The organism is Deltaproteobacteria bacterium (genome assembly GCA_016219225.1).
Taxonomy (GTDB): Bacteria; Desulfobacterota; RBG-13-43-22; order RBG-13-43-22; family RBG-13-43-22; genus RBG-13-43-22.
Genome location: JACRBX010000245.1, coordinates 1 through 21,147 on the forward strand (window position 1 = coordinate 1; position 21,147 = coordinate 21,147).

Genomic DNA, 21,147 nt, shown 5'->3' on the forward strand with positions numbered 1-21,147 from the left:
ACATCTCCTTGAAAACATAAAGGGGCTTCTTAGCTTTGACAAGGTTGTTTATTACAACATGAGGCCGCCTATGGAAAAAGGCAATTTTGATTGAAAATGAATAACACGGTACGACGATCAAGGGAGAGAAATGAGCAGGGGTGAGTTTATTGGCGGTAGCCGTGGAGGCGTTTCTCGCTCCGGTGACACGAGGTCACCGGGAGCGAACAGGGCCAGCGTCCCTGACGCGGGGGTATCTGGTATGAATGTACCCAGCGTCCCGGCGACCTTGAGTCGCCGGACGCAAAATGTCAGTGCAGATACAAGGTCATCGGGATCCCTATACACTGTTTCCGAGAGATCATGCGCCAGTTCACGATTGTCTGCGATGATGTGTGGCTGGCCAAGCCGTCGGAATCCAACAGCGGGCGGTACTGGTACGACCTGCATCTCGTCCTGGTAGTAGCCGGTCGGTTCAGGATCACCGTCCCCGAGCAGTTTGGACGGATTCGCGACGCGGCTTTGACCGCGGCGGGGGAGGGCGGCCACCGGATCGCGGCTTTGTCGGTGATGCCGGACCATGTCCACATGGCTTTGCGCGGGAATATTGAACGGTCGCCGGAAGAGATTGCCTTGGCGTTTCAGAATGGGCTGGCGCGGGCCGCGGGGTGCCTGGTTTGGCAGGATAGGTTCTACGTGGGAACGTTCAGTGAATATGATTTGGACGTCATTCGCCGCATTGCCAGGCAGTCGTGATCTCCTGTCGGACAAGCCGGCAGGAGGATATCTAGTACATGGCTTATCAAAACACATGGGCTGAAAGGAAATGCGATTAACATGCCGACACACGACATAATCGATAATCGTTCAGAAAAACTGGTTGACCATCTCAGCCAAATGCAAGGCAATATCAACATTTTGGAAAAAGTTTTCAGGGGTACTCTGACCGGAGCGGTCAAACGAGAGTTGAACCAGTTGCGGCGGAATGCGTCACCGGCGAGGGGCTCTACAAGAATCTGATCCGAATCTATGACCAGCATAACCTGAAAGACTTAACGACCCGACGAAGTTTGGAATTTGAGAACAAACTTATTCCCCGTATCGTATGCAGCGAAGCATTGGTTTGAATGAACAGCCTATTATATCCAGACCCGCTATCCGGAAATAATCGCTGATAGGGTAGGGAGGTGGAGGAGGGGACAACCCGAGAAATATTGGTAAAAACGGAGGTGGTGGTCATATGGCTTTCGTCGATGAAATGATTGAAGCCAAAGATCGGAAGGCCATGCAAGTACGGATATGGAGCAGTGGGATAAAGAATATATCGACATGATCGTACCAGGCCACCTGACTATTAAAAACGACGGCACGGGTTTGCTTCAATTCGGCGTTGTGGAGGCAGAGGTTGACTGCCGCCTGGAATCGATTAATAGCGTTGAACGCCTCGATTTTTCTTTAATGGGATCGGATGAGGGGGAGGAGGTATGCGGCCGGGGATGGGCCGAGGTCGTCGGTCAAAACATGAAGGGAAAGATTTACTTTCACATGGGAGACGATTCATCCTTTAATGACCCGAGACTTACTTCTCTCCTGATCTGATAGGACCGTCCAAAATCCACCGGACACTTTTTGAGAAAAAACAAATAATTTTAAGAGAGTAGAAACCTAAGCTTATGATCTCCCAAGGCTGGCTATTGGATTTATATGCCCATGAGGATTCCCTGGTCCTCTGGTTCCGCCTCCGGTCGGGGGAGATCCTTCGCCTGACTGATTTTTTCAGTTATCGCTTTTACGCCCAAGGCTCGATGCCCGATCTTCGCATTTTGGGAAAAAGACTGGCCCCTTATGTGCGCCGGACGGCCTGGACCCACCGAGTTGAATTTTGGAGCGGTAAGACGATTCGGGTGTTGGAAATAACCCTTCGATCCCTGGAAAAACTTCCTGAAGTCCAGCGGGTCCTTAGCGGCGCTCCTTCGGGACTTACTTTCTACAATTGCGACCTGGGCATCCCCCAGTACTATGCCTGGGAAAAGGGCCTTTACCCGCTTTGCTTTTGCGAAATAGAATGGGAAAGGACCCGCCTGCGGGGTATGGCGGCCTTGGATTCTCCCTGGGACCCGGACGCACGACTACCCGATTTAAAGATCATGGAATTGGAGTTGACAGCCCATCCCCAGATCCCCCTGGACCGGGGGAACTCCCTGAGAATCAGCGTAGAGGGCCTTTTTTTTGAATTGGAGGCGACGGATAAAAGAGAATTTCTCCATGAAATAAACCGTCTCCTGAAACGCTTTGATCCGGACCTGGTCCTCTCCCGTCATGGGGATGAGCGCATCTTTCCTTTTCTCTGGCATTCGGCCCAAAAAGAGAAGATAGCTTTGGCCCTGGACCGGGACCCTTGTCCTCCCGGCAGAGGGAAAATAGGGCAGGGGCGCTCTTATTTTTCCTATGGGCAGATCCTTTACCAAAGCGCCTCTTTCCCGCTTTACGGACGGCTTCATCTGGATCAGAACAATTCTTTTTTTTACAAGGAATCGGGCCTGGAAGGGACCCTTTTTCTCTCCCGTCTGACCAAACTGCCGGTTCAGACCCTGGCCAGGGCCACGCCGGGCACGGCCATCACCTCCATGCAACTGGATCTGGCCGTCCAAAAGGGAATCCTCATCCCCTGGAAGAAGGGACGCCCCGAAACCTTCAAGACCGCCTGGGACCTTTTAGTAGCGGACAAGGGAGGGCTGGTCTTTCAGCCCCCTATCGGGGTCTGGGAAGAGGTGGCCGAGATCGACTTTGTTTCCATGTATCCCACAATCATGGTCCAACATAATATTTCTCCTGAAACCATGCTCTGCCGCTGCTGCCCGGAGCCGGTGGTCCCGGAGGCCGGTTATAATATCTGCCGGAAGCGGGAAGGGTTGGTGCCCCAAACCTTGCGCCCCATACTGAAATTGAGGAATGAGTTGAAAGACCGGATCACCGCCGGTCATCCCCAAGGGCCTCTCTATAAGACTATGCGGCAGGCCCTCAAATGGATCCTGGTTACCTGTTTCGGCTATATGGGCTACAAAAATGCCCGTTTCGGCTGCATCGAGGCCCATGAAGCCATCACTGCCTTCGGGCGGGATAAACTCCTGTCGGCTAAGGAATGCGCCGAAGAATATGGGTTCCAGGTCCTTCATGGCCTGACTGATTCCCTTTGGATCAGCGGTCCGGAAGTTACCCGGGAAAAAATAGAGGCCCTTTTGGAGGAGATCGGAAAACGGACCGGGGTGCCCATCAGCCTGGAAGGGATCTATCATTGGATCATCTTTCTTCCTTCAAAGGTTCGGTCCGATCGGCCGGTAGCCAATCGTTATTTCGGCCTTTTTAATGATGGGACGGTCAAAATCCGGGGGATCGACTGCTGTCGTCGGGACACGCCGCCTTTTATCAAGAAAGCCCAAAAGGAACTTCTGTTGACCCTGGCCATGGCCAAGAATAGGTCCGGCATAAAAAAACAGATACCCGATATTTTGGACCGCCTGGGGGATTATGCGGCTTGTCTGAAAGAAGGGCGGGTTCCTTCTCAGGACCTGGTCATTACCAGAAGGCTTGGAAAGACCTTGGAGGAATACAAGGTCAGCACACCGACGGCCGAGGCCCTTCAACAATTGGAGACCGCCGGCCTTACTCTTTATCCGGGTCAACATATCGGCTATCTTTTGACCGACCGGCCCCAATCTCTTTCATTACATGAAAGGATCATCCCCGATCCATTTTTAAACGGAAACGAGGGTTATGATCAAAAAAAATATCTGGATCTGCTTCTTAAAGCAGCCCATGAAGTGCTTGTATCTTTTGGTTTTAGTATCAAAAGGTTACAATCTGATTTTAATAATTAAAATTATTATATAATAAATAGTTTTTTATTTTAAAATCATATAGTTTAACAATAAATATCATTTAACTAATTAATATATACAAATAACATATATATAATCAATTAATTATAAAATTATTTAAAATTAAAAGATTATATTTTATCTCATAACAATGCGAAAACTGGTTATTTAAAATAAGTTAAATTCCCTGGATTCCGGTTTTTGCCGGAATGACGGCTAAGGACAACTTTCGACCTTACAAATCCATTCAAAAAGGGAATCCGGTCTTAGCGAATCCACGAAAAGACGTTTTCGGATATTTTTACATTCGCTGCCAAGATCAGGAGAAACAATAACGACCCCAAATTAATTTCTTTTAATCCGGCCATTCCATTCAATTAGTATCAAGTCAAATAAAAAGGAAGTAGGTTAGGGACTTAATGGTTTTAATCTTTTGATTTTTTAATAATTTTTATTTTAGTTTACATAATATACCTTATCAGACATAATTAAATAAAGGAAAAAAGAGGTTTTTGTTGCAATAGATCTTAATTGCACAGAAAAAAGGCTTAAGGTTAAGATTTGATCTCTGACGCGGAAAAGCTAAATGGCGCTACAACAATGCCCGGGATGGCGTCACGAGGCATGAAAATATTGCTAAGACGTGGAGTTAGCACGTCATTCCGGCGAAAGCCGGAATCCAGGTTAAAGAAAGTCCGATCCCCCTGGATTCCGGATCGGGCCTGCCCCGTACTTGATACGGGGTCCGGCATGACGGAGAACACACAAGCATGGAGGTTAATCCAGGGTTAGTTTCAAACTAAAGATTTTCTGAAAAAAACCGTTAAGGCATTAAGATCAGGGAAGACTTTTTGGGCTTTGGATAGTTTTTCTTCGGGAAGCGTCGAGGCAATGGCAAAGCAGGTAATCCCGGCCGAACAGGCGGATTGAATACCGGCCGGAGCATTTTCAATAACCAGACAGCTTTGGGTCTCCTGTCCTAATGCATTCATGGCCTTAAGATAAGGATCCGGGTAGGGTTTAAAACGTTCGGTTTCATCGGCGGTAACAATCGTATCAAAAAATATCAGATCTTTTTCATCCCATATCTCTTGGACCAGATTTCTGCGGGAACTGGTGACCAGTCCAAGTAAAAGGCCTCTTGATTTTAATTGTTCCAATAAGGGCAGCGCATGCGGATAGAGGCCCACACGGGGTAAATACTGCTCTTGAAACAGGGTATTTTGTTCCAAATAAATTTCTTTAATTTGATTATCTTCAATCAAATAGCCATATTCTTTAAATAAATCCTTTATAATTTCCGGGGCCATGGCCCCTTCATGGTCATATATAAATTCATCTGTAACGGTAATATTAAAATTTTCAAGTAATTGCTTCCAGGATTTAAGGTGATAGTTCATGCTATCCACCAACACCCCATCCATGTCAAACAAGACTGCTTTCAAGCCGTTATTTTTCTTAATTTGTTTAAGGTTCATGGAGGGATTTATATTAGAAATGGATTTATTTTTCAAGATAAATCCGTTGTAATTTATTGGTAAATTAATTGACACCCTACCCTCTTTTAGTTAAAAATAGAAAAACCACTCAGGAAGGATTTATAAAATGGAACTTTCAGAATTTCCTAAAAACATTCGTCCCCATATCATACCCCCTATTGGCGGAGCTTTGGAGTATCGCTGTCTGGGATGCCATAAGGCCCATTCTATCGATAATCTTTTATATACTTGCCCGGATTGCGGGGGAGTCTTGTTGATCCATGATCTGGAGGAAAAAAAGAACTATAAACGACCGGGTAAATTCTGGCGGCAACTATTTGATTATAGACGGATGGGAACCATTCCAGCCTTAAAGGGCATTTTTTTATTCCACGAATTGATCGCCCCGGTGATCCCCCTGGAGCATATCCTTTATTTAGGGGAAGGCCATACGCCTTTAGTTGCGGCCAATCAGAAACTTGAAGAGCAGATAGGCCTGCCCTTCTATTATAAAAATGAAGGCCAGAATCCGAGTGCCTCTTTCAAGGATCGCGGTATGGCTTGCGCCTTAAGTTATTTAAATTATTTGATCTCGAAAAATAAACTTAAAAATGTCCTGGCCGTATGCGCCTCCACAGGCGACACTTCGGCCTCGGCCGCCCTCTACGCCTCCTACCTGGGTGAGACCGTCCGCTCGGCTGTTTTGCTCCCCAAAGGCAAGGTCACCCCCCAACAATTATCTCAACCCCTGGGCAGCGGAGCAACCGTGGTGGAAATTCCAGGGGTATTCGATGATTGTATGAAAGTAGTGGAATACCTCTCGGAGCATTATCCGGTGGCCCTTCTTAATTCCAAAAATGCCTGGAGGATTTTGGGGCAGGAATCTTATTCTTTTGAAGTGGCTCAGGCCTTGGATTATCAATTAGAGGATACGGTTTTGATGGTACCTATTGGAAATGCCGGAAATATTACCGCCATCATTTCAGGTTTTTTAAAGCTCTATCGCTATGGGATGATTTCCCATCTGCCTAAAATCATCGGGGTCCAATCGCATCATGCCAACCCGGTTTATCGCTATTATCTGGAACCGCGTCCGGAAAAACGGCTTTATAAACCCGTTCCGGTCCGGCCCAGTGTGGCCCAGGCCGCTATGATCGGGAATCCAGTCTCCATGCCCAGGGTTATTGAAATGGTAAAACAATACAATGAGATAGAAGGAAAACAAAAAGTATTTGTTGTAGAAGTTAAGGAGCAGGCCATCATGGATCATATGCTTCTGGCCAACCGTAACGGTCATATTGCCTGCACCCAGGGCGGTGAAAGCCTGGCCGGGCTGGTCAAGGCCCTGGCTGAAAAAAAGATCCATTCCCGGGAAAGGGCAGTGGTCAATGCTACGGCCCATTCGTTAAAATTTGCCGGCTTTCAGGAAATGTATTTCAATAATTCTTTTTCCCCTGATTTCGAGGTCCGGCCAAAGAAAAAATTTAAAAACAAGCCAATATCCGTAAATATAAATAAATTTAATAGGTCGTCTAATAAATATAATGTTTTAGTTGAGAAAGCTGGAATAAAAATAGCAGAAATATTAGGAATGTAGTTTTATAAATTAAAAGAGTAGCAGTAAAAATATTAAATTAACTTGTTACATAATATATGAAATTTGTAATAGTTACAATTGGAAATATAAAGAAAAACTTTATATTATCTGGGATCAAGGAATTCAAGGAACGCATAGATCGATATACCGATTTGAATTTTTATCCGGTAAAAGAGGAACGCCTGATCAAAGGGATGTCGGAGCCCCTGATCTTACAAAAGGAGGGGGAAAGAATATTAACCAAAGTCCCGCGGGATGGCTCATGGGTGGCCCTGGATCGTCAGGGACTGGAAATGGATTCCAAACAACATTTTCAATTCCTGAATAACCAGGGCCAAACCGGAATAAAAAAAATCTATTATCTGATAGGAGGGCCTTTGGGGCTCTCCCCCGAAGTTCTGCACCAATCGGACAAGATCCTTTCCCTCTCCCGGATGACCCTGACCCATGAAATGAGCGCCCTTTTTTTAGTTGAACAAATCTACCGATATCTGAATTTTATGGCCGGGGAAAAATACCATAAATAAAAGGTGCCGTGGCTTAATTAACACGATTCCACACAAGTCACTTCCGGAATCTGTTGTTTAAGGAATTTTTCAATGCCCATTTTAAGGGTCATTTGCGACATAGGACAACCCCCGCAAGCCCCGGTCAAACGGACCTTAACCAGTCCGCCCTCAGTAACATCCACCAATTCTACATCCCCCCCATCGGCCTGAAGCTGGGGTCTGATCTTGTTTAAGGCCTCTTGTATCTGTTCTTTCGTCATGGCTCTTCTCCTTGTATAATATTTATTTATTAACGGTCTCACAGTAAATAACAATTTGTTTATAAAAAAATATTATACTGGATCTGGTCATATTTCGCAAACCAAAACCGGCAACCCGACTTAATCCCCTGCCCTACTCGATCCCTTTTTCATTTTTCAGGGATTGAGAGGCTTCCCTCAGTTTGTTTTGCTTGGCGCGGTATCTCTGTCGCAAATAAATGGCGCTGATCGCCGCATAGCCCAATACGTTGGCCCACCATATCTGGGAAATAAGGCAAACACAGGCCATCAGAAGAAAGAGTCTTTCAATCAGGTTAAGCTGGCGATTGGCGAATCCGAGGAAAGCCATGGATAGACCACTGATGGCTACAAAGGCCGTCAGGATCCGAAAAGCGGTATAAATTATGGAGCCTTTCATCATCAATTCCGGGGAGTAGACCAACAGGAAAGGGACGATAAAAGTAGGTGCGGAAATCAGGAAGGCCAGGTTGGTCGTTTTCATCGGATCCGTTTTGGCGATACCCGCTGCAGCAAAGGAACACGGTGCCGAAGGCGGTGTAATATTACCCAAGACACCGAAATAAAAAATAAACAGATGGGCTCCCATGGGATCCACGCCGCTCTTGATCAGGGCCGGGGCAGCCAGAATAGCCAAAATCAGATAGGCGGTAACCGGAGGCAGGGGTAAACCGATAATCAAAGAGGCTATCATGGTCAGGATAAGGAGATAAATAATATTTCCGCCAGCCACATAGATCAGGATCTCTGAAAATCGGAGGCCCAATCCGGTCAGGTTGATAACCCCTTCGATTAATCCGGCGGAGGCGCAGGCCATGGCCACGACCAAACTCGTTTTGGCCCCGTTCTGCATGGCGGTCAGGATTTTCGAGAAGGTCATACGGGTGTTCTTTCGCACCATGCTGACTACTACCAAAGCAATAACCGCCCAGAAACCGGCCTTTTTCGGGGTGGCATCCTCCCAGATCAGAAGGTACAATATGACGAATATGGGGACGAAGAGGTGTCCGTTTTCTTTAATAATAGGCCATATCCGGGGAAGATCTTTTCTGGAGACCTTTTGGATGCCCAGTTTATTGGCCTGAACCTGAATAAAGGTGAACACCGTTGAATAAAATAGAAGCCCGGGGATGAGGGCTGCCTTCATCACGTCTATATAACTGACCCCCAATATTTCCGGAATAATAAAAGCGGCCGCTCCCATGACCGGGGGAACCAGCATGCCCCCGGTCGAAGCCAAGGCTTCTATAGCCGCAGCCATGATATTTTTATAACCGGCACGAATCATCAAAGGGATGGTCAGAGTGCCTACTGCGGCTACGTTGGCCGTCTGGCTGCCGGTAAACATACCGAAAAGACAGCTTCCCAAAACTGCGGCTTTGGCCGCACCGCCCTTGAACATGCCGAATAATCCATAACCGATGTTGGTGAAGGCCAGGCTTCCTCCCGATTGTTCCAGAAAAGCTCCGAAGATCAGAAAGACAATGATGACCGTGGCCGAGACGCTCAAGGCCACGCCTAATATGCCGTCGGTAGTCAAAAACATATGGTTGACAACCCGCTCAAAGGTGTAGCCGCTATGGGCGAATATGGGCGGCAGATAGGCACCGAAGGCCACATACCCCAGAGCCACCAGGACGATAATGCCCATGGTTAGTCCCATGATTCTCCTGGTGGCTTCGGTTACCAGGACGATAGCCACCAGACTGGAGGTGGTATCCCAAAAAGAGCGGGATATTTCCCGGCCCGAGATGCCCTCATAGTCGACAAAAACATAAAGGCCGAGCAACAGGCTGGCAACAACCAAAAGGATATCCACCCAGGAAAAAAACTTTGAAGCCGGTTTGTCTTCTTTTACCGATGGATATAACAAAAAGACCAGCATCATGGCAAAGGCCAGATGGGCCACCCGCTGCTGCATGGCCGGAAATTGACGAAAACCGGCGGTATAGAGGTGAAAAAGCGACATACAGATGGCAATGACCGCCACGGCCAGGCCCTTTATTCCACTTTTCATAACGGAGCCTCACTTTATAGACTGTCTTTATGCTCGATAGGGAAATTTTCCGGAGTTCACCTATTTCTTCGTCTCACGCTCCTTAAAATATTGTTCAACACCGGGATGGACCGGGAATGTAATGGTCAGCTTTCGATTTTCCACGGTCATCTCCTTGGCCACCGGATGGATTTCTATCAGTTCATTGATGTGGTCATAAATAGCCTTGGTAATTTTATACATCAGGTCGGAACTCACCTTGCTGTGGGTTAGAAAAACAGCGCCACTGACCAGGATCGGGGCCTCTTTATCCATGCCTCTATAGGCACCGGCCTTCAATTTGCCGGCATAGTAGTAAGGTTCATCATCCGTCAGTTTTTTCAAAACCTTTTCATCCACCGGGATGACCCGCACTTCTTTTCTGACGGCCAGTTCCTGTATGGCCGGTATGGGGTAGGACCCGGCGACGAAGCCCCCGTCAATGCTGCCGTCCTGTAACCCTTCAATCACTTCCCTGTAACCGAGATGCAAGGGCTTGTAGGCATCTTTGGATATTTTGAAAGCATTCATGAGTTCCAGGGAGACTTCATAGACACCGCTGCCGGCCGCACCCAAGGCAATTCTTTTTCCTTTGACATCATAATAGGTCTGGATAGGCGAGTTCTTGAGGACCAGCAAGGGCTGTTCTACGCCATACAAAAATGATATGGCCCTTAGATTGGTGTAGGCTTTGGTAAAGGGGGGTTTCCCGGCATAGGCGAACGCGAAGGATTTTGAAATGCCCAGCCCGAGGGCCGGTTGCCCTTTGGCATATTTTTCATCCAGAAGTTTGACCATGGCCGGCGCGCCGCCTGTTGCTTCAACCATTATCTGCACCTCCGGGACATATTTGTTGACCACTTTAGAGATGGCCCCTCCCAGGAAATAAGCCGTTCCGCCTGATCCCGGCGTATAGAGCGGAACGATTTCCTTGGGTGCCGAAAAAACCTGACTGCTTACCATTAAACAAAGAGCGATTGCCACGAGAAGAATTCTTAGTGTTTTCATTGGTCCCCCTTATTTATTTTAAAGATAATAAAGTATGACTGTCATTTTACCTCTGGGCCCTCTCTCACCTCCTTTATTGGGAATACGATCGATTGTTCAGTCAGAGATTCCCTTCCCTTTTCATTTTTTCATGAAGATCTTTTTGCAATTCTATCTTGGCTACTTTTTGATACCCCCTGAGCGGCAATTCCTCCAGGACCTCGAGCCGTTCGGGTATTTTATAAAGGGCGATCTTCTTTTCTTTCAGGAAGACCACCATTTCTTCAAAGGTAAAGTGTTCTCCGGGATTCAGGGCCACATAGGCACAGGGTTTTTCTCCCATGACGGGATCAGGCATGGGAATGATGGCCACGCTTTTGACCTTGGGATGGTTAAGCAGCAATCCTTCGACTTCCACCGGATAGATATTCTGCCCGCCCCGAATAATAACGTCCTTTTTGCGGCCCATGAGGAGCAAATTACCCGATGCATCTAATCGTCCCAAATCTCCGCTCCTGAACCGGCCCTCCAATCCGAGGCTTTTCCAGGCCTCCAGGGTCGATCGGACGTCTTTATAATAACCGCCGCTGGTTGTCGGTCCGGAATAGACGACCTCGCCGGAAGAATCCTCCCGCCCCTCTTCGTTGATAAACTGGATGACCATCCCGCGGGCCGGTTTCCCCACGGTTAAGCGCCGGACTTCAGGGATATCATCAATGGCCGTATAGGAAACGACACCCCCGTCCAGTTGACCATAGGTATTGACCACGGGGATCTTCATGGTTTCTTCGACCTCTATGGCCAGACTGGTCGGCAAAGGAGCGGTTCCGACACTGACGCATCGAAGGGAACTCAGGTCAAACTGTTTAAGGCTAGGAGCCCGGACGATTTGGGTTAATTGGGCGGGGACACAGACCAGGACCGTGGCCTTCTCCCTTTCAATCAGCCGCAAGGTCTCCTCCACCTCCCAGATCTCCAGCAATACGCTCTTGGCTCCCGCCAGAGGGGCTGCGCCGTTGTAATTAAATCCGGCGCCCAGTCCGGCGACGCCACTGATGATATTCAATACCACGTCATCACCGGACAAGCCGACCTGATCGCGATAGCAATGGGCCACGGCCATGCGGGCGCATTGGGCATGCTCCACCCCTTTGGGGGCCCCGGTGGTTCCACTGGTCATGGCGATGACCGATATCTCCGTAGCCGTTATTTCGGTTTTACTGAAATCTTCCGATCCGTATTTTTTTTCCAGGGGCGGGTCCATCATTTTTTCAAAAGAAACCGTTCCCGGCACTTCCTCATCTCCGGTGAGAAGGATATGTTTTAATTCCGGGGTCCTTGTCCGGATCTCTTTGACCGCCGAACAATAATCAAAATTTCTGAATTTCCGGGGAATGATGATCCCGGTCACCCCGAAATTTTTCAATATATATTCTATCTCGCTTTCCCTCACCGTCATTAAGGCGGTCGCACAAAGGATACCCGCCTTTTCACAGGCGACGCGAACCAGATAGGACTCAAAACAATTGCCCAGGAGGACCAGAAGCATCTCGCCTCTTTTCAGGCCCATTTCCACCAGTCCCCAGGCCACCCGGTCCGACATCATTTTGACCTGGGACCAGGTCAGCCTCCTCTCAGCCGACACGAAGGCCTCCCTGTCGGGGTAGAGCCTGGCATTCTTCGTCCAAAGACGGGAAGTGGTATCGTCTGTCCAATACCCTTTGGCGAAATAGTCTTCAATCATTTCCTGGGTGTATCGTATGGGTCTATTTAATTCCGCCATAACCTTCCTCCTCCCGGTTGACAGTGCAGCCACCTTTGTGATTTAATACAACTCATTTCCCTCCCTTTTAAAACCAATCAAGCTTTAGACACCCGGCAGGGAATGCCTTTTATTTCCGGGGTGCCCACAGGCGGCGCCATCACTTTGTAATCCGTCAGAACATTAAAGTTCGATTTCTTCCAGCCATACATAGTCTCCGGACCTTCTTCAGGAAACCACCATCCCCAGGAGGCGTTGACTGTTTGCGGATAGGTATACGCATCGTATTGGAGCTTCTGGGTTATCTTGCCCTTCGGCGTTTCGATGGTGATCCATTCGCCATCCACGAGGCCATATTTTTTGGCCGTATCCGGGTGCAAGCGGACTAGGGGATCCGGAACCACTTTGCGCAAGGCGCCAATCATCTTGAATCCGGTAAGCATAAACATGTTCTCTTTATAACTGGTCAGGATCAGGGGATATTCTTCCGTCGGCTTGGGAAACCGGGTGATCCCTTCCCAGGTGGGCATGGGAGAGAGACCTTCTTCCGCCAATCGTTCGGAGTAGATCTCTACCTTGCCTGAGGGGGTTTTAAAGGGTTGTTCTTCCGGCTTCTTATATTCCTTTTTGGGATACAGTTTCCGGGTGACCAGGAAATCCTTGAAAGTGATCCCGGAACCCTGGAGAAGCTCCTCCAGGGCTTCATGATCATCTTTCCAGAAGTATTGCCCCAACCCCAGTTTTTTCCCCAATTCGTTGAAAATTTTAGCATCCGTCCAGGCTTCCCCCGGCGGAGGGACTACCTGCTTATAAGAACGGTACTCCTCCCAGCGTCCGCCCCAATAGCCTATAGTCGTGTCTTCCCAGGTCCAGGCAGCAGGCAGCACATAGTCGGCGACGGCGGTCGTGGGGGTATGAAACAGTTCCTGGACCACAATCAGGTCCATTTTCATAAAGGCGTTGTAAGTGGCCACAGAATCCGGATAACTGACCAGGGGGTTGGTCAGACAGCACATGACCGCCCGGATGGGATAATGATACCCTTCATCCAGGTTGGCCTTCACCAGCGCCTGATAGGGAACGAATGACCAGCGCTGCACGCCTCGCAACTCCCTGCCGAGCATCTTGCCTTTATCACGGCCGACTTTCCCCAAAAGCATAAGGCTGCCCGGCCTGGCATGTTTGGCCGGGGTTAAAAATACATCCCCGCCGGGGACGTTGAGGTTTCCGGTTATGGTGCGTAATATGGAGGTCACCCGGAAGGTATCGAAACTGTTTTCCATGAATTCGAGGGAATTCCCCTCCTGAATGGAAGCCGGCTTGGTGGTGGCATACATCCTGGCCAGTTTCAGGATATCTTCCTTGGGTATCCAGGTCATCTCGGCGACATCGTCGAGAGTGAATTTCTTTATCTCCTCCCGGAACCGCTCAAACCCGACCGTCCATTTGGCCACGTAATCTTTATCGTAAAGACCTTCTTCAATGATGATTTTCAACAGCCCCATGGCCAGGGCACCGTCGCTGGCCGGCCGGGGACGGACCCACCAGTCGGCATGGTTTTCAACCACCCAGGTCCGCATGGGGTCGATAACCACGATCTTCATGTCGTTGGCCGGGTCCTTTTTCATTTTAAGGACGTGCCGGCCCAAATAACGCCGCCCGTCGGCTCCCCAGAAGATCAACAGCTTGGGCAGCGGATCATCCGGTTTTTTGACAGCCTCAGGGCAATCCGGCAATGGGGACCGCCCCATGGTATAGTAATAGGCTTCCTGCCTGGGTACGCCGCAGAGACCGCCCGGGGTTATCACATTGGGGGTTCCGAAAACGGTGGCCAGCCGATGGGCAAAAATCGTTTCCATGCTCTTGGGTTCACCGAGGAGAAAAGCAATACTCTCCGGACCGTATCTGGCCTTGATAGCCAAAAATTTTTCGGCAATGGCGTCCAGGGCTTCATCCCAGGAAACCCGTTCATATTTGCTCTCCCCTCTTTTCCCCACCCGCCTCAAGGGGTGCTTCAGACGATCGGGGTGATTTTCCACTCCCAGGGTAGTCAGCGGGCCCTTGGCCTGGGGACAAATCTCATGGCGGAAATTACTATTCTTATCCGGCCGTATCGAAATGAGTTTCCCGTCTTCAACGGTGGCGACGACGGCACAGGACAGATGACAGACCCCGCAAAAATTATGGATCTCTTCACGCTTTCCCATCTAACCTCTTTATCCTTTCTATAAACGCAAACAATCTCAATCGTTCTATTTTTTCATTATCGTAACCGCGCAATTTCCGCCGGCGCCGATCACATGGGCCAGCCCGACTTTACAGTCTGGAACTTGCCGTGCGCCGGCTTCGCCCCGCAGTTGCAACACCACTTCAAATACCTGTCCCAGATGGGAAGCTCCGACCGGCTCTCCTTTGCAGATCAAACCGCCACTGACATTAATGGGAATCCTGCCCCCGATCTCGGTCTCTCCCTCATCGACCAGGCGCCCGGATTCGCCCGGTTTACAAAAGCCTAACTCTTCATAAACTTCCATCTCACAAAAGGCATCCGTATCCTGCACTTCGGCGATGTCGATATCTTCTGGGCCGACACCGGCTTCTGCATAAGCCTTCTTCCCGGCCACAGCGGTTGGGCCGGGGTTGACGATTTTTGTGCTCATACTTTCGCTCGGTACCCGAAAATCAGAAGCATACTGAGCAATAGTATGGATGCAGGAGGAGAGCATAATCGGTTTACTGGTATACCGGCGCGCCTTTTCTTTGGGACACAGAACCACAGCGGCTGCACCTTCATTGGGAGCACAGATCTCCAATAAATGAATGGGATCGCAAACCATGGGTGAATTCAGGATCTCTTCGATCGAAAAGGCTTTCTGATACATGGCATAGGGATTAAGCACACTGTTTTTATGGTTCTTATAGGCCACTTTGGCTATATGCAAATCGGTGGTTCCGTATTCCTCCATATGTCGGCGTGCTTTCATCGCCCAGTAACTCGGGTTGGTACTCAGGCCCATCTGGATCTGCCATTTTTCATAAAGCATCGAAGGGTCCATAAATCCCCGGGTCATTTTTTCCACCCCCAGCACCAGGACATTGTCAAACTGACCGGATTGTATACCGATAATTCCTTGTCTCAGAGCGACTCCACCGCTGGCGCAAGCGGCTTCCACGTCGGCGATCGGGATTCCCGTTCTCCCCAGAGGGGCCAGGATTCTTGCTCCCGAGGTGGCCGGCAGGTACATTTCGGCAACGTAGCCGGCTTCTATATCCCGCCAGGACATATTGGCATCTTTCAGGGCCATTCGGGCGGCTTCTCGTCCTATTTCCGCATAGGGCTTTCCATCGAATCTTCCAAATTTGTGGATACCTATCCCCACGATAGCTATTTCTCTCATAACCACTCCTTCCTAAACCGGTTTAAACTTGAAGGACATGACTTCATTTCCCGCGTCATCGACATAGAGGACGTCTACAACCAGCTTCCATACCGACCCGATCGTTACCTGATCAATGTCACAGCCGGTCAGCGGTGATAAAACCCTGATCCCTTCCGGCAGTTCAATCAGCCCTTCGGCAAAAGGAACAAAAGGCTCCGGGCCTTTATAATCGCCCGGTGGGCGGTTCCTGATAACCGTATAGGTCCACAATGTGCCCTTATCCCCAAGAATTATTTCTCCCATATCCTCGTTGGCGCAGTTTCCGCAGGACAGATGTTTTCCTAAAAAAACCTCCCCACAGACGTGACATTGACACCCCTTCAATCTCACCTGGTCTGATGGAAAAAGCGGGTCCGTAAAAATATCATCCCTGACAGCAACCCTGTTTCGCTGCTTTGTCTCACTCATCAGTTACCTCCCTATTCTATCCGCACGGGTTCTTTATTGACCTTTGAAAACAACCTATTGACCACACCACTGATTCATTTAAAAATGGATGAAAAAATATATTCTTTGCCTGTCCGGATGTGATCCCGGACCAAGTCCTTGGCCTTCTTTTGATCCCCAGAGACGAAGGCGTTAAAGATTTGTTGATGCTCTATAACAACGTTTCGTGCCCGGCCGGCCCTTAAACCTTCGATGCGATGGCGTAAGAAAATCCTTTGATAGATCTCCCGGAAGTAGTCGGTCAGGTAAGGGTTTTCAGCCATATGGACATAGGTCGCATGAAATTCCTGATCGAGGGTAAATCTACCCCGGCTCACTTGTTCGGCGACTGCCTCTTCATAGAGCCTTTTCTGCTCCTCCAATACCTTTAATTTCTGGGGCGTTTGCTTCTGAATGGCATTTTCGATGGCTCCCAATTCTAAAATTTCTCTTATTTCGTAAAGACAGGTCGCCTCTTCTTTAGAAATCTCGTGGACGGAGTATCCTTGATTAGGAACAAAATCCAAAAATCCTTCATTGGCCAAAATGCTCAAGGCATTATTCACCGGCGTCCGACTGACCCCCAATCGTTTGGCTAAATCAATAAAAACAAGCCGTTGCCCTGGAACGATCTGATAGTCAAACATCATCTCTTTGATATGCCGGTAAACCACCTGGGTCAGATTTTCATCACCGATCCAGTTTGAATCTATTTGCATTTTTTTTTCATACCCCATGATTTAAATCCTGTTTTGAAATTTAATTAAATATAGCATTATCCATGCAATCCGTCCGTTTTGGACAGTCCTTTTTTTATGAGTGGTAAAACCAGAAGGGCTATAAGGATGAACGCTGTTATCATCAGAACAAGGGCAATGGGGGGGCGGAGGAAGATCAAGAACCCTCCATTAGACATGGCCAGGGACTGGCGGAAAGCCCTCTCCAAAAGCGGCGTTAAGATAAAGGCAAAAACCAAGGGGACCGGATCATACTCAAATTTTCTCATCAGATACCCGATGACGCCGAAGATGGTCATGATCATAATTTCCTGGTAGTTGGACGACGTACTATAAGATCCGATTAAACAGAAGAGGAGAATGAGCGGGAATAAGACGGCGTAGGGAACCTTCAGCAATTTTACCCAAATGGCAATCAGGGGAAGATTCAGGACCACCAGCATAACATTGCCTACATACATGCTGGTGATAATCGCCCAAAAGACATCAGGCGATTTCGTCAAGAGAAGAGGGCCTGGCTGAAGCCCATGGCATAACAGGGCGGCCAGGACCAGGGCCATGACCGGGTTGGCGGGGATTCCAAGGGTTAACATGGGGATAAAGGCTGAACTCGTTGCGGCGTTGTTTGCCGTTTCCGGCCCAGCGACCCCCTCAATGGCCCCTTTTCCAAATTGCTCAGGGTGCTTCGAAATCCGTTTCTCCACGGCATAGGAGGCAAAAGAGGAAAGCGTCGCGCTCCCCCCCGGCAAAAGCCCCAAGAAAAAACCGAGTATCGTCCCCCTTCCGATAGGGCCCAGTGAAGCCTTCCAGTCCGCAAGATTCGGAAGCAGATTCTTTACCCTGGTGGTAAAAAGAATCCGTTCGAAGGTCGATTCAAGGTTCGTCAGGACTTCTGCGATCCCGAATAAACCCATGACCATGGGCACCAAAGGCACGCCATCCATAAGGGTCAGGTTTCCAAAGGTAAACCGTGATTCCCCGGTCACCAGATCGTTGCCGATTTGCCCGAGGAATAACCCCAAAAAAATAATCAGCAAGGCCTTGAGTCTCGACCCCGATCCTATATAAATCAGGATGGAAAACCCGCAAAGAATCATGGCAAAATACTCCGGCGGGCCGAATTGAAGTGCGAATTCAGCCAGCGGCGGTGCCAGAAGCATAAGGCCCAGGACACCGATTGTGCCGCCGATAAATGATCCGAAGGCCGACATGCCCAGGGCCACCCCGGCTCTCCCCTGCCGGGCCATCTGGTAGCCGTCTATGCAGGTGACCACCGAAGCTGACTCACCTGGAATGTTGACCAGAATAGAGGTAGTCGATCCGCCATACATCGATCCATAATAGATGCCCGCCAGCAAAATCATCGCATCAGCCGCACTCATGCCGATGCTCACCGGAAGAAGTATGGCGACGGTTGCCGATGGCCCGATACCGGGAAGAACACCTATCAGGGTTCCGATCAGTACCCCAAGGAAACAAAAGAGTAACGACCCGGGCTGCAAGACAATTGAAAAGCCATAGAGAATATTATGCACTATATCCATATTATATTCCTAATGACCCCACCGGAAGCTGGACCTTCAGCCATACCTTAAATAAAAGATAGGTGATGGCAGCAGTCAGGATTGCCCCTCCCAGGGATATTTTTAAGCTCAGCCCCCCAACCGCCTTGTATAATATAAATAAAATCAAAAGGGTGACCGGGAGAAAACCCAGCCAATCAATGGTGAGGGCATAAAGGAACATGATCACCACGGTAATAACACACTTGTAGTGCCATAACCTCTTGTCCTTACCAAGCGGTTCTCGACCCGCGGGGGTGGACATCAGGAGAAACTTGATAAACATTCCACCGGAGATGATGCCCATCAGGATTCCAGTAATGAGAGGGAATAATCCCGGACCGGGGTCTCCGAATGTTCCCACATGGATTCGCAGGGAAACACCGGTGATAAAAACCCCGCAACCCAGAAAGACGAGGCTGCTAATCAGGTCGTATCTTCGCATGGCTTTCGCTCCTAATGAAGCCTTCAGCAGTTAGCGATCAGCATTCGCCTAACCCACTATCATCAAAAGGTTTTGCTGAAAGCTAAAAGCTGATGGCTGACCGCTCCATCCGGAAGGGTGTATTTTCGGGATGGATACTATCGACCCTTGAATTTCGGCTGGCGCTTTTCACGCCAGGCGTTCATGGCTTCGTTACGATCTTCGGTGAGGTGAGCGACCGTCTGGACCGCCCCGGCCAGCTCTACCCCGGTACGGAATTCCATATTAAGACCGCGATAGACCATCATCTTGGCCAGTTTTATAGCGATCGGCGGGTTGGCCGTATAACTTTTCGCCATCTTTAGGGCTTCCATTCTCAGGCTGTGTGCGGGGACCACTTTGTTAAATACGCCGATCTTTTCCCCCTCTTCAGCCTCAATAAAACGGCCGCTGAAAATAATGTCCAGCGCACGTCCCAGACCCACGATCCTGGGCCAGAGCCAAAATCCACCCGCAGCAGGAATAACGCCACGCTTTATCCAGATGGAAGCGACCCTGGTGTTTTCGCAGGCTATCCGGATATCGCAGGAGAGGGTCAAATCACAGCCCATCCCAATGGCCAGGCCATTGATGGCGGCTATGGTCGGGATTTTAAGACCCTGCAGTCCGCACATCAGGGGGACGACGGAATCCCGGTATCCTTGCAGGAAAGCCTCAGGAGGGGCCGTGTCCTTATCCCATTCGAGCGCCTGGTCGTCTTTTTTGACATCGGCTCCGGCACAAAACGCTTTGTCGCCGGCGCCGGTTATGATCAAGGCCCTGATGCTATCGTCTTTGTTAAGGCCATCCACGACAGAAAAAACCTCCCGGACCAATGTGTCATTGACGGCGTTGAACCGGTCAGGGCGGTTCAGGGTAAGGATGCCGATATCCTCCACCTTTTCCCAAATAATAGTTTCAAAATTCTTCACCATGAATCACCTTCATAGTTCCTTATATTTTAAGAATGATAAAACCGGGTGGCCCTCCCGGCGGAGCCGGGAGAGGGCCAGGGGAATTTAACGATTCGGCACATAAATGCCCATCCCCTTGGTAATTTTACGGAATTCATCCCTTCGATAATTATTCTGTTTAATGACTTCTTCGGCACTTAAAAAGCTGGATAACATTTCAAATTTTTGAAGCAGCTCCTCTATCTCCTGGCCATATTTGGCAAAAACCTTCTGGTTAACCTCAGTAAGTTTGTTTATAATCTCCTTAGGGGTTCCCTTGGGGGCACACAAAAAATAATAGGAGTTCATAAATATCGGGTAACCTAATTCAGCCAGAGTGGGTATGTTTGGATAATCCTTAAGGCCTTTCTTTTCGGCAATCGCCAAAACGTCCATTTTCCCCGCCTTATAAAGCCCGGATGTCCCCGCAACGCAGACCAGATCTATGTGCCCTCCCAGAAGTGCGGTCAGGGCCTCCGCGTTCCCGGGGAAGGGGACCATCTTTAAATCAATGCCCGCCTGCTCACAGAGCAGCTTCATGACGAAATGGTTAAAGCTGTTGACGCTTTGGGTTGAGTAGGTATACTTTCCGGGATTTTTCTTCGCATCGGCGATCATGTCTTTCAATGAATGCCAGCGTCCCTTCTTGCAGCTTATGGTTGTGGGGGCGTAGCCATATCCGACAATCGGGATGAAGTCTTCCAACGTATAGGACAAGTCGCGGTTTATCAATGGGGCTATCAAAAGAGGACTGTCCGACCCCGTGAAAAGAGTGTATCCGTCCGGTTTGGCTTTAGCCACCGTGGTGGCTGCCAGGGTAGCGCCCCCTCCGGGCTTGTGTTCAACCGTAATGGGGTGTTCCATAAACTCCGACATCCTTTTGGCTATCAGCGTGGAGACCGTACTCGCCGGCCCTCCCGGGGGAAAACCCACTATCAGCTTAATCGGATGGTTTGGATAGGTTGCTGCCATGGAACCCTGAGCTCCGAATAAACAACCGCAGACCATGGCCATGATCAGCACCGAGGCATTGACCCTTTTTCCTTTTTTCATCTCTTGATCT

Annotated in this window: 18 protein-coding genes; 5 read left to right on the top strand and 13 right to left on the bottom strand. The window is 49.2% G+C overall.

Annotated elements, in window-relative coordinates:
* The first annotated feature begins 342 nt into the window (after positions 1-342).
* From HY879_20335 to HY879_20345, 3 genes are all read left to right on the top strand, one after another.
* Positions 343-735, top strand: coding sequence for a transposase (locus HY879_20335; protein ID MBI5605688.1), 393 nt, complete (start codon positions 343-345; stop codon positions 733-735).
* Positions 736-1,278: 543 nt separating this feature from the next.
* Positions 1,279-1,578, top strand: coding sequence for a hypothetical protein (locus HY879_20340; GenBank protein ID MBI5605689.1), 300 nt, complete (start codon positions 1,279-1,281; stop codon positions 1,576-1,578).
* Positions 1,579-1,652: 74 nt separating this feature from the next.
* Positions 1,653-3,857: a hypothetical protein gene (locus tag HY879_20345; GenBank protein MBI5605690.1), complete on the top strand. Its 2,205-nt coding sequence runs from the start codon at positions 1,653-1,655 to the stop codon at positions 3,855-3,857.
* A 794-nt stretch (positions 3,858-4,651) separates the two neighbouring features.
* On the opposite strand, the gene HY879_20350 is transcribed toward HY879_20345, so the two are convergent.
* Positions 4,652-5,335 carry an HAD family phosphatase gene (locus HY879_20350; GenBank protein MBI5605691.1) on the bottom strand — a complete coding sequence of 228 codons (684 nt, stop codon included), beginning with the start codon at positions 5,333-5,335 and terminating at the stop codon, positions 4,652-4,654.
* 127 nt (positions 5,336-5,462) lie between these two features.
* Here HY879_20350 and thrC point away from each other — a divergent pair, with 127 nt between their 5' ends.
* Both thrC and HY879_20360 read left to right on the top strand, forming a co-directional pair.
* Positions 5,463-6,932, top strand: coding sequence for a threonine synthase (thrC, locus tag HY879_20355; protein MBI5605692.1), 1,470 nt, complete (start codon positions 5,463-5,465; stop codon positions 6,930-6,932).
* A gap of 56 nt (positions 6,933-6,988) precedes the next feature.
* Entirely contained in the window at positions 6,989-7,459 is a 471-nt protein-coding gene (locus HY879_20360) for a 23S rRNA (pseudouridine(1915)-N(3))-methyltransferase RlmH (GenBank protein ID MBI5605693.1), read from the top strand.
* A 17-nt stretch (positions 7,460-7,476) separates the two neighbouring features.
* Here HY879_20360 and HY879_20365 read toward each other — a convergent pair whose 3' ends face one another.
* From HY879_20365 to HY879_20420, 12 genes are all read right to left on the bottom strand, one after another.
* Positions 7,477-7,701, bottom strand: a complete 225-nt coding sequence (locus HY879_20365; GenBank protein MBI5605694.1) for a NifU family protein — start codon at positions 7,699-7,701, stop codon at positions 7,477-7,479.
* Between the two features lie 133 nt (positions 7,702-7,834).
* Positions 7,835-9,736 carry a TRAP transporter permease gene (locus tag HY879_20370; GenBank protein ID MBI5605695.1) on the bottom strand — a complete coding sequence of 634 codons (1,902 nt, stop codon included), beginning with the start codon at positions 9,734-9,736 and terminating at the stop codon, positions 7,835-7,837.
* A gap of 60 nt (positions 9,737-9,796) precedes the next feature.
* A complete protein-coding gene (locus tag HY879_20375; GenBank protein MBI5605696.1) occupies positions 9,797-10,762 on the bottom strand; it encodes a TAXI family TRAP transporter solute-binding subunit in 966 nt (321 codons plus the stop codon).
* Between the two features lie 100 nt (positions 10,763-10,862).
* A complete protein-coding gene (locus HY879_20380; protein ID MBI5605697.1) occupies positions 10,863-12,524 on the bottom strand; it encodes an AMP-binding protein in 1,662 nt (553 codons plus the stop codon).
* 77 nt (positions 12,525-12,601) lie between these two features.
* Positions 12,602-14,710: a molybdopterin-dependent oxidoreductase gene (locus HY879_20385; protein MBI5605698.1), complete on the bottom strand. Its 2,109-nt coding sequence runs from the start codon at positions 14,708-14,710 to the stop codon at positions 12,602-12,604.
* A gap of 45 nt (positions 14,711-14,755) precedes the next feature.
* Positions 14,756-15,901 (bottom strand): thiolase family protein, encoded by a 1,146-nt coding sequence (locus HY879_20390; protein ID MBI5605699.1) that lies wholly within the window; start codon positions 15,899-15,901, stop codon positions 14,756-14,758.
* Between the two features lie 12 nt (positions 15,902-15,913).
* The gene (locus HY879_20395; GenBank protein ID MBI5605700.1) at positions 15,914-16,351 is read right to left on the bottom strand and encodes an OB-fold domain-containing protein; all 438 of its coding nucleotides are present in this window, start codon (positions 16,349-16,351) and stop codon (positions 15,914-15,916) included.
* A gap of 74 nt (positions 16,352-16,425) precedes the next feature.
* Positions 16,426-17,088 (bottom strand): GntR family transcriptional regulator, encoded by a 663-nt coding sequence (locus HY879_20400; protein ID MBI5605701.1) that lies wholly within the window; start codon positions 17,086-17,088, stop codon positions 16,426-16,428.
* 56 nt (positions 17,089-17,144) lie between these two features.
* Positions 17,145-18,650: a tripartite tricarboxylate transporter permease gene (locus HY879_20405; protein ID MBI5605702.1), complete on the bottom strand. Its 1,506-nt coding sequence runs from the start codon at positions 18,648-18,650 to the stop codon at positions 17,145-17,147.
* A gap of 1 nt (position 18,651) precedes the next feature.
* A complete protein-coding gene (locus tag HY879_20410; protein MBI5605703.1) occupies positions 18,652-19,113 on the bottom strand; it encodes a tripartite tricarboxylate transporter TctB family protein in 462 nt (153 codons plus the stop codon).
* Positions 19,114-19,250: 137 nt separating this feature from the next.
* Positions 19,251-20,066: an enoyl-CoA hydratase/isomerase family protein gene (locus HY879_20415; GenBank protein ID MBI5605704.1), complete on the bottom strand. Its 816-nt coding sequence runs from the start codon at positions 20,064-20,066 to the stop codon at positions 19,251-19,253.
* 84 nt (positions 20,067-20,150) lie between these two features.
* Positions 20,151-21,137, bottom strand: a complete 987-nt coding sequence (locus tag HY879_20420; GenBank protein ID MBI5605705.1) for a tripartite tricarboxylate transporter substrate binding protein — start codon at positions 21,135-21,137, stop codon at positions 20,151-20,153.
* Positions 21,138-21,147 lie beyond the last annotated feature (10 nt).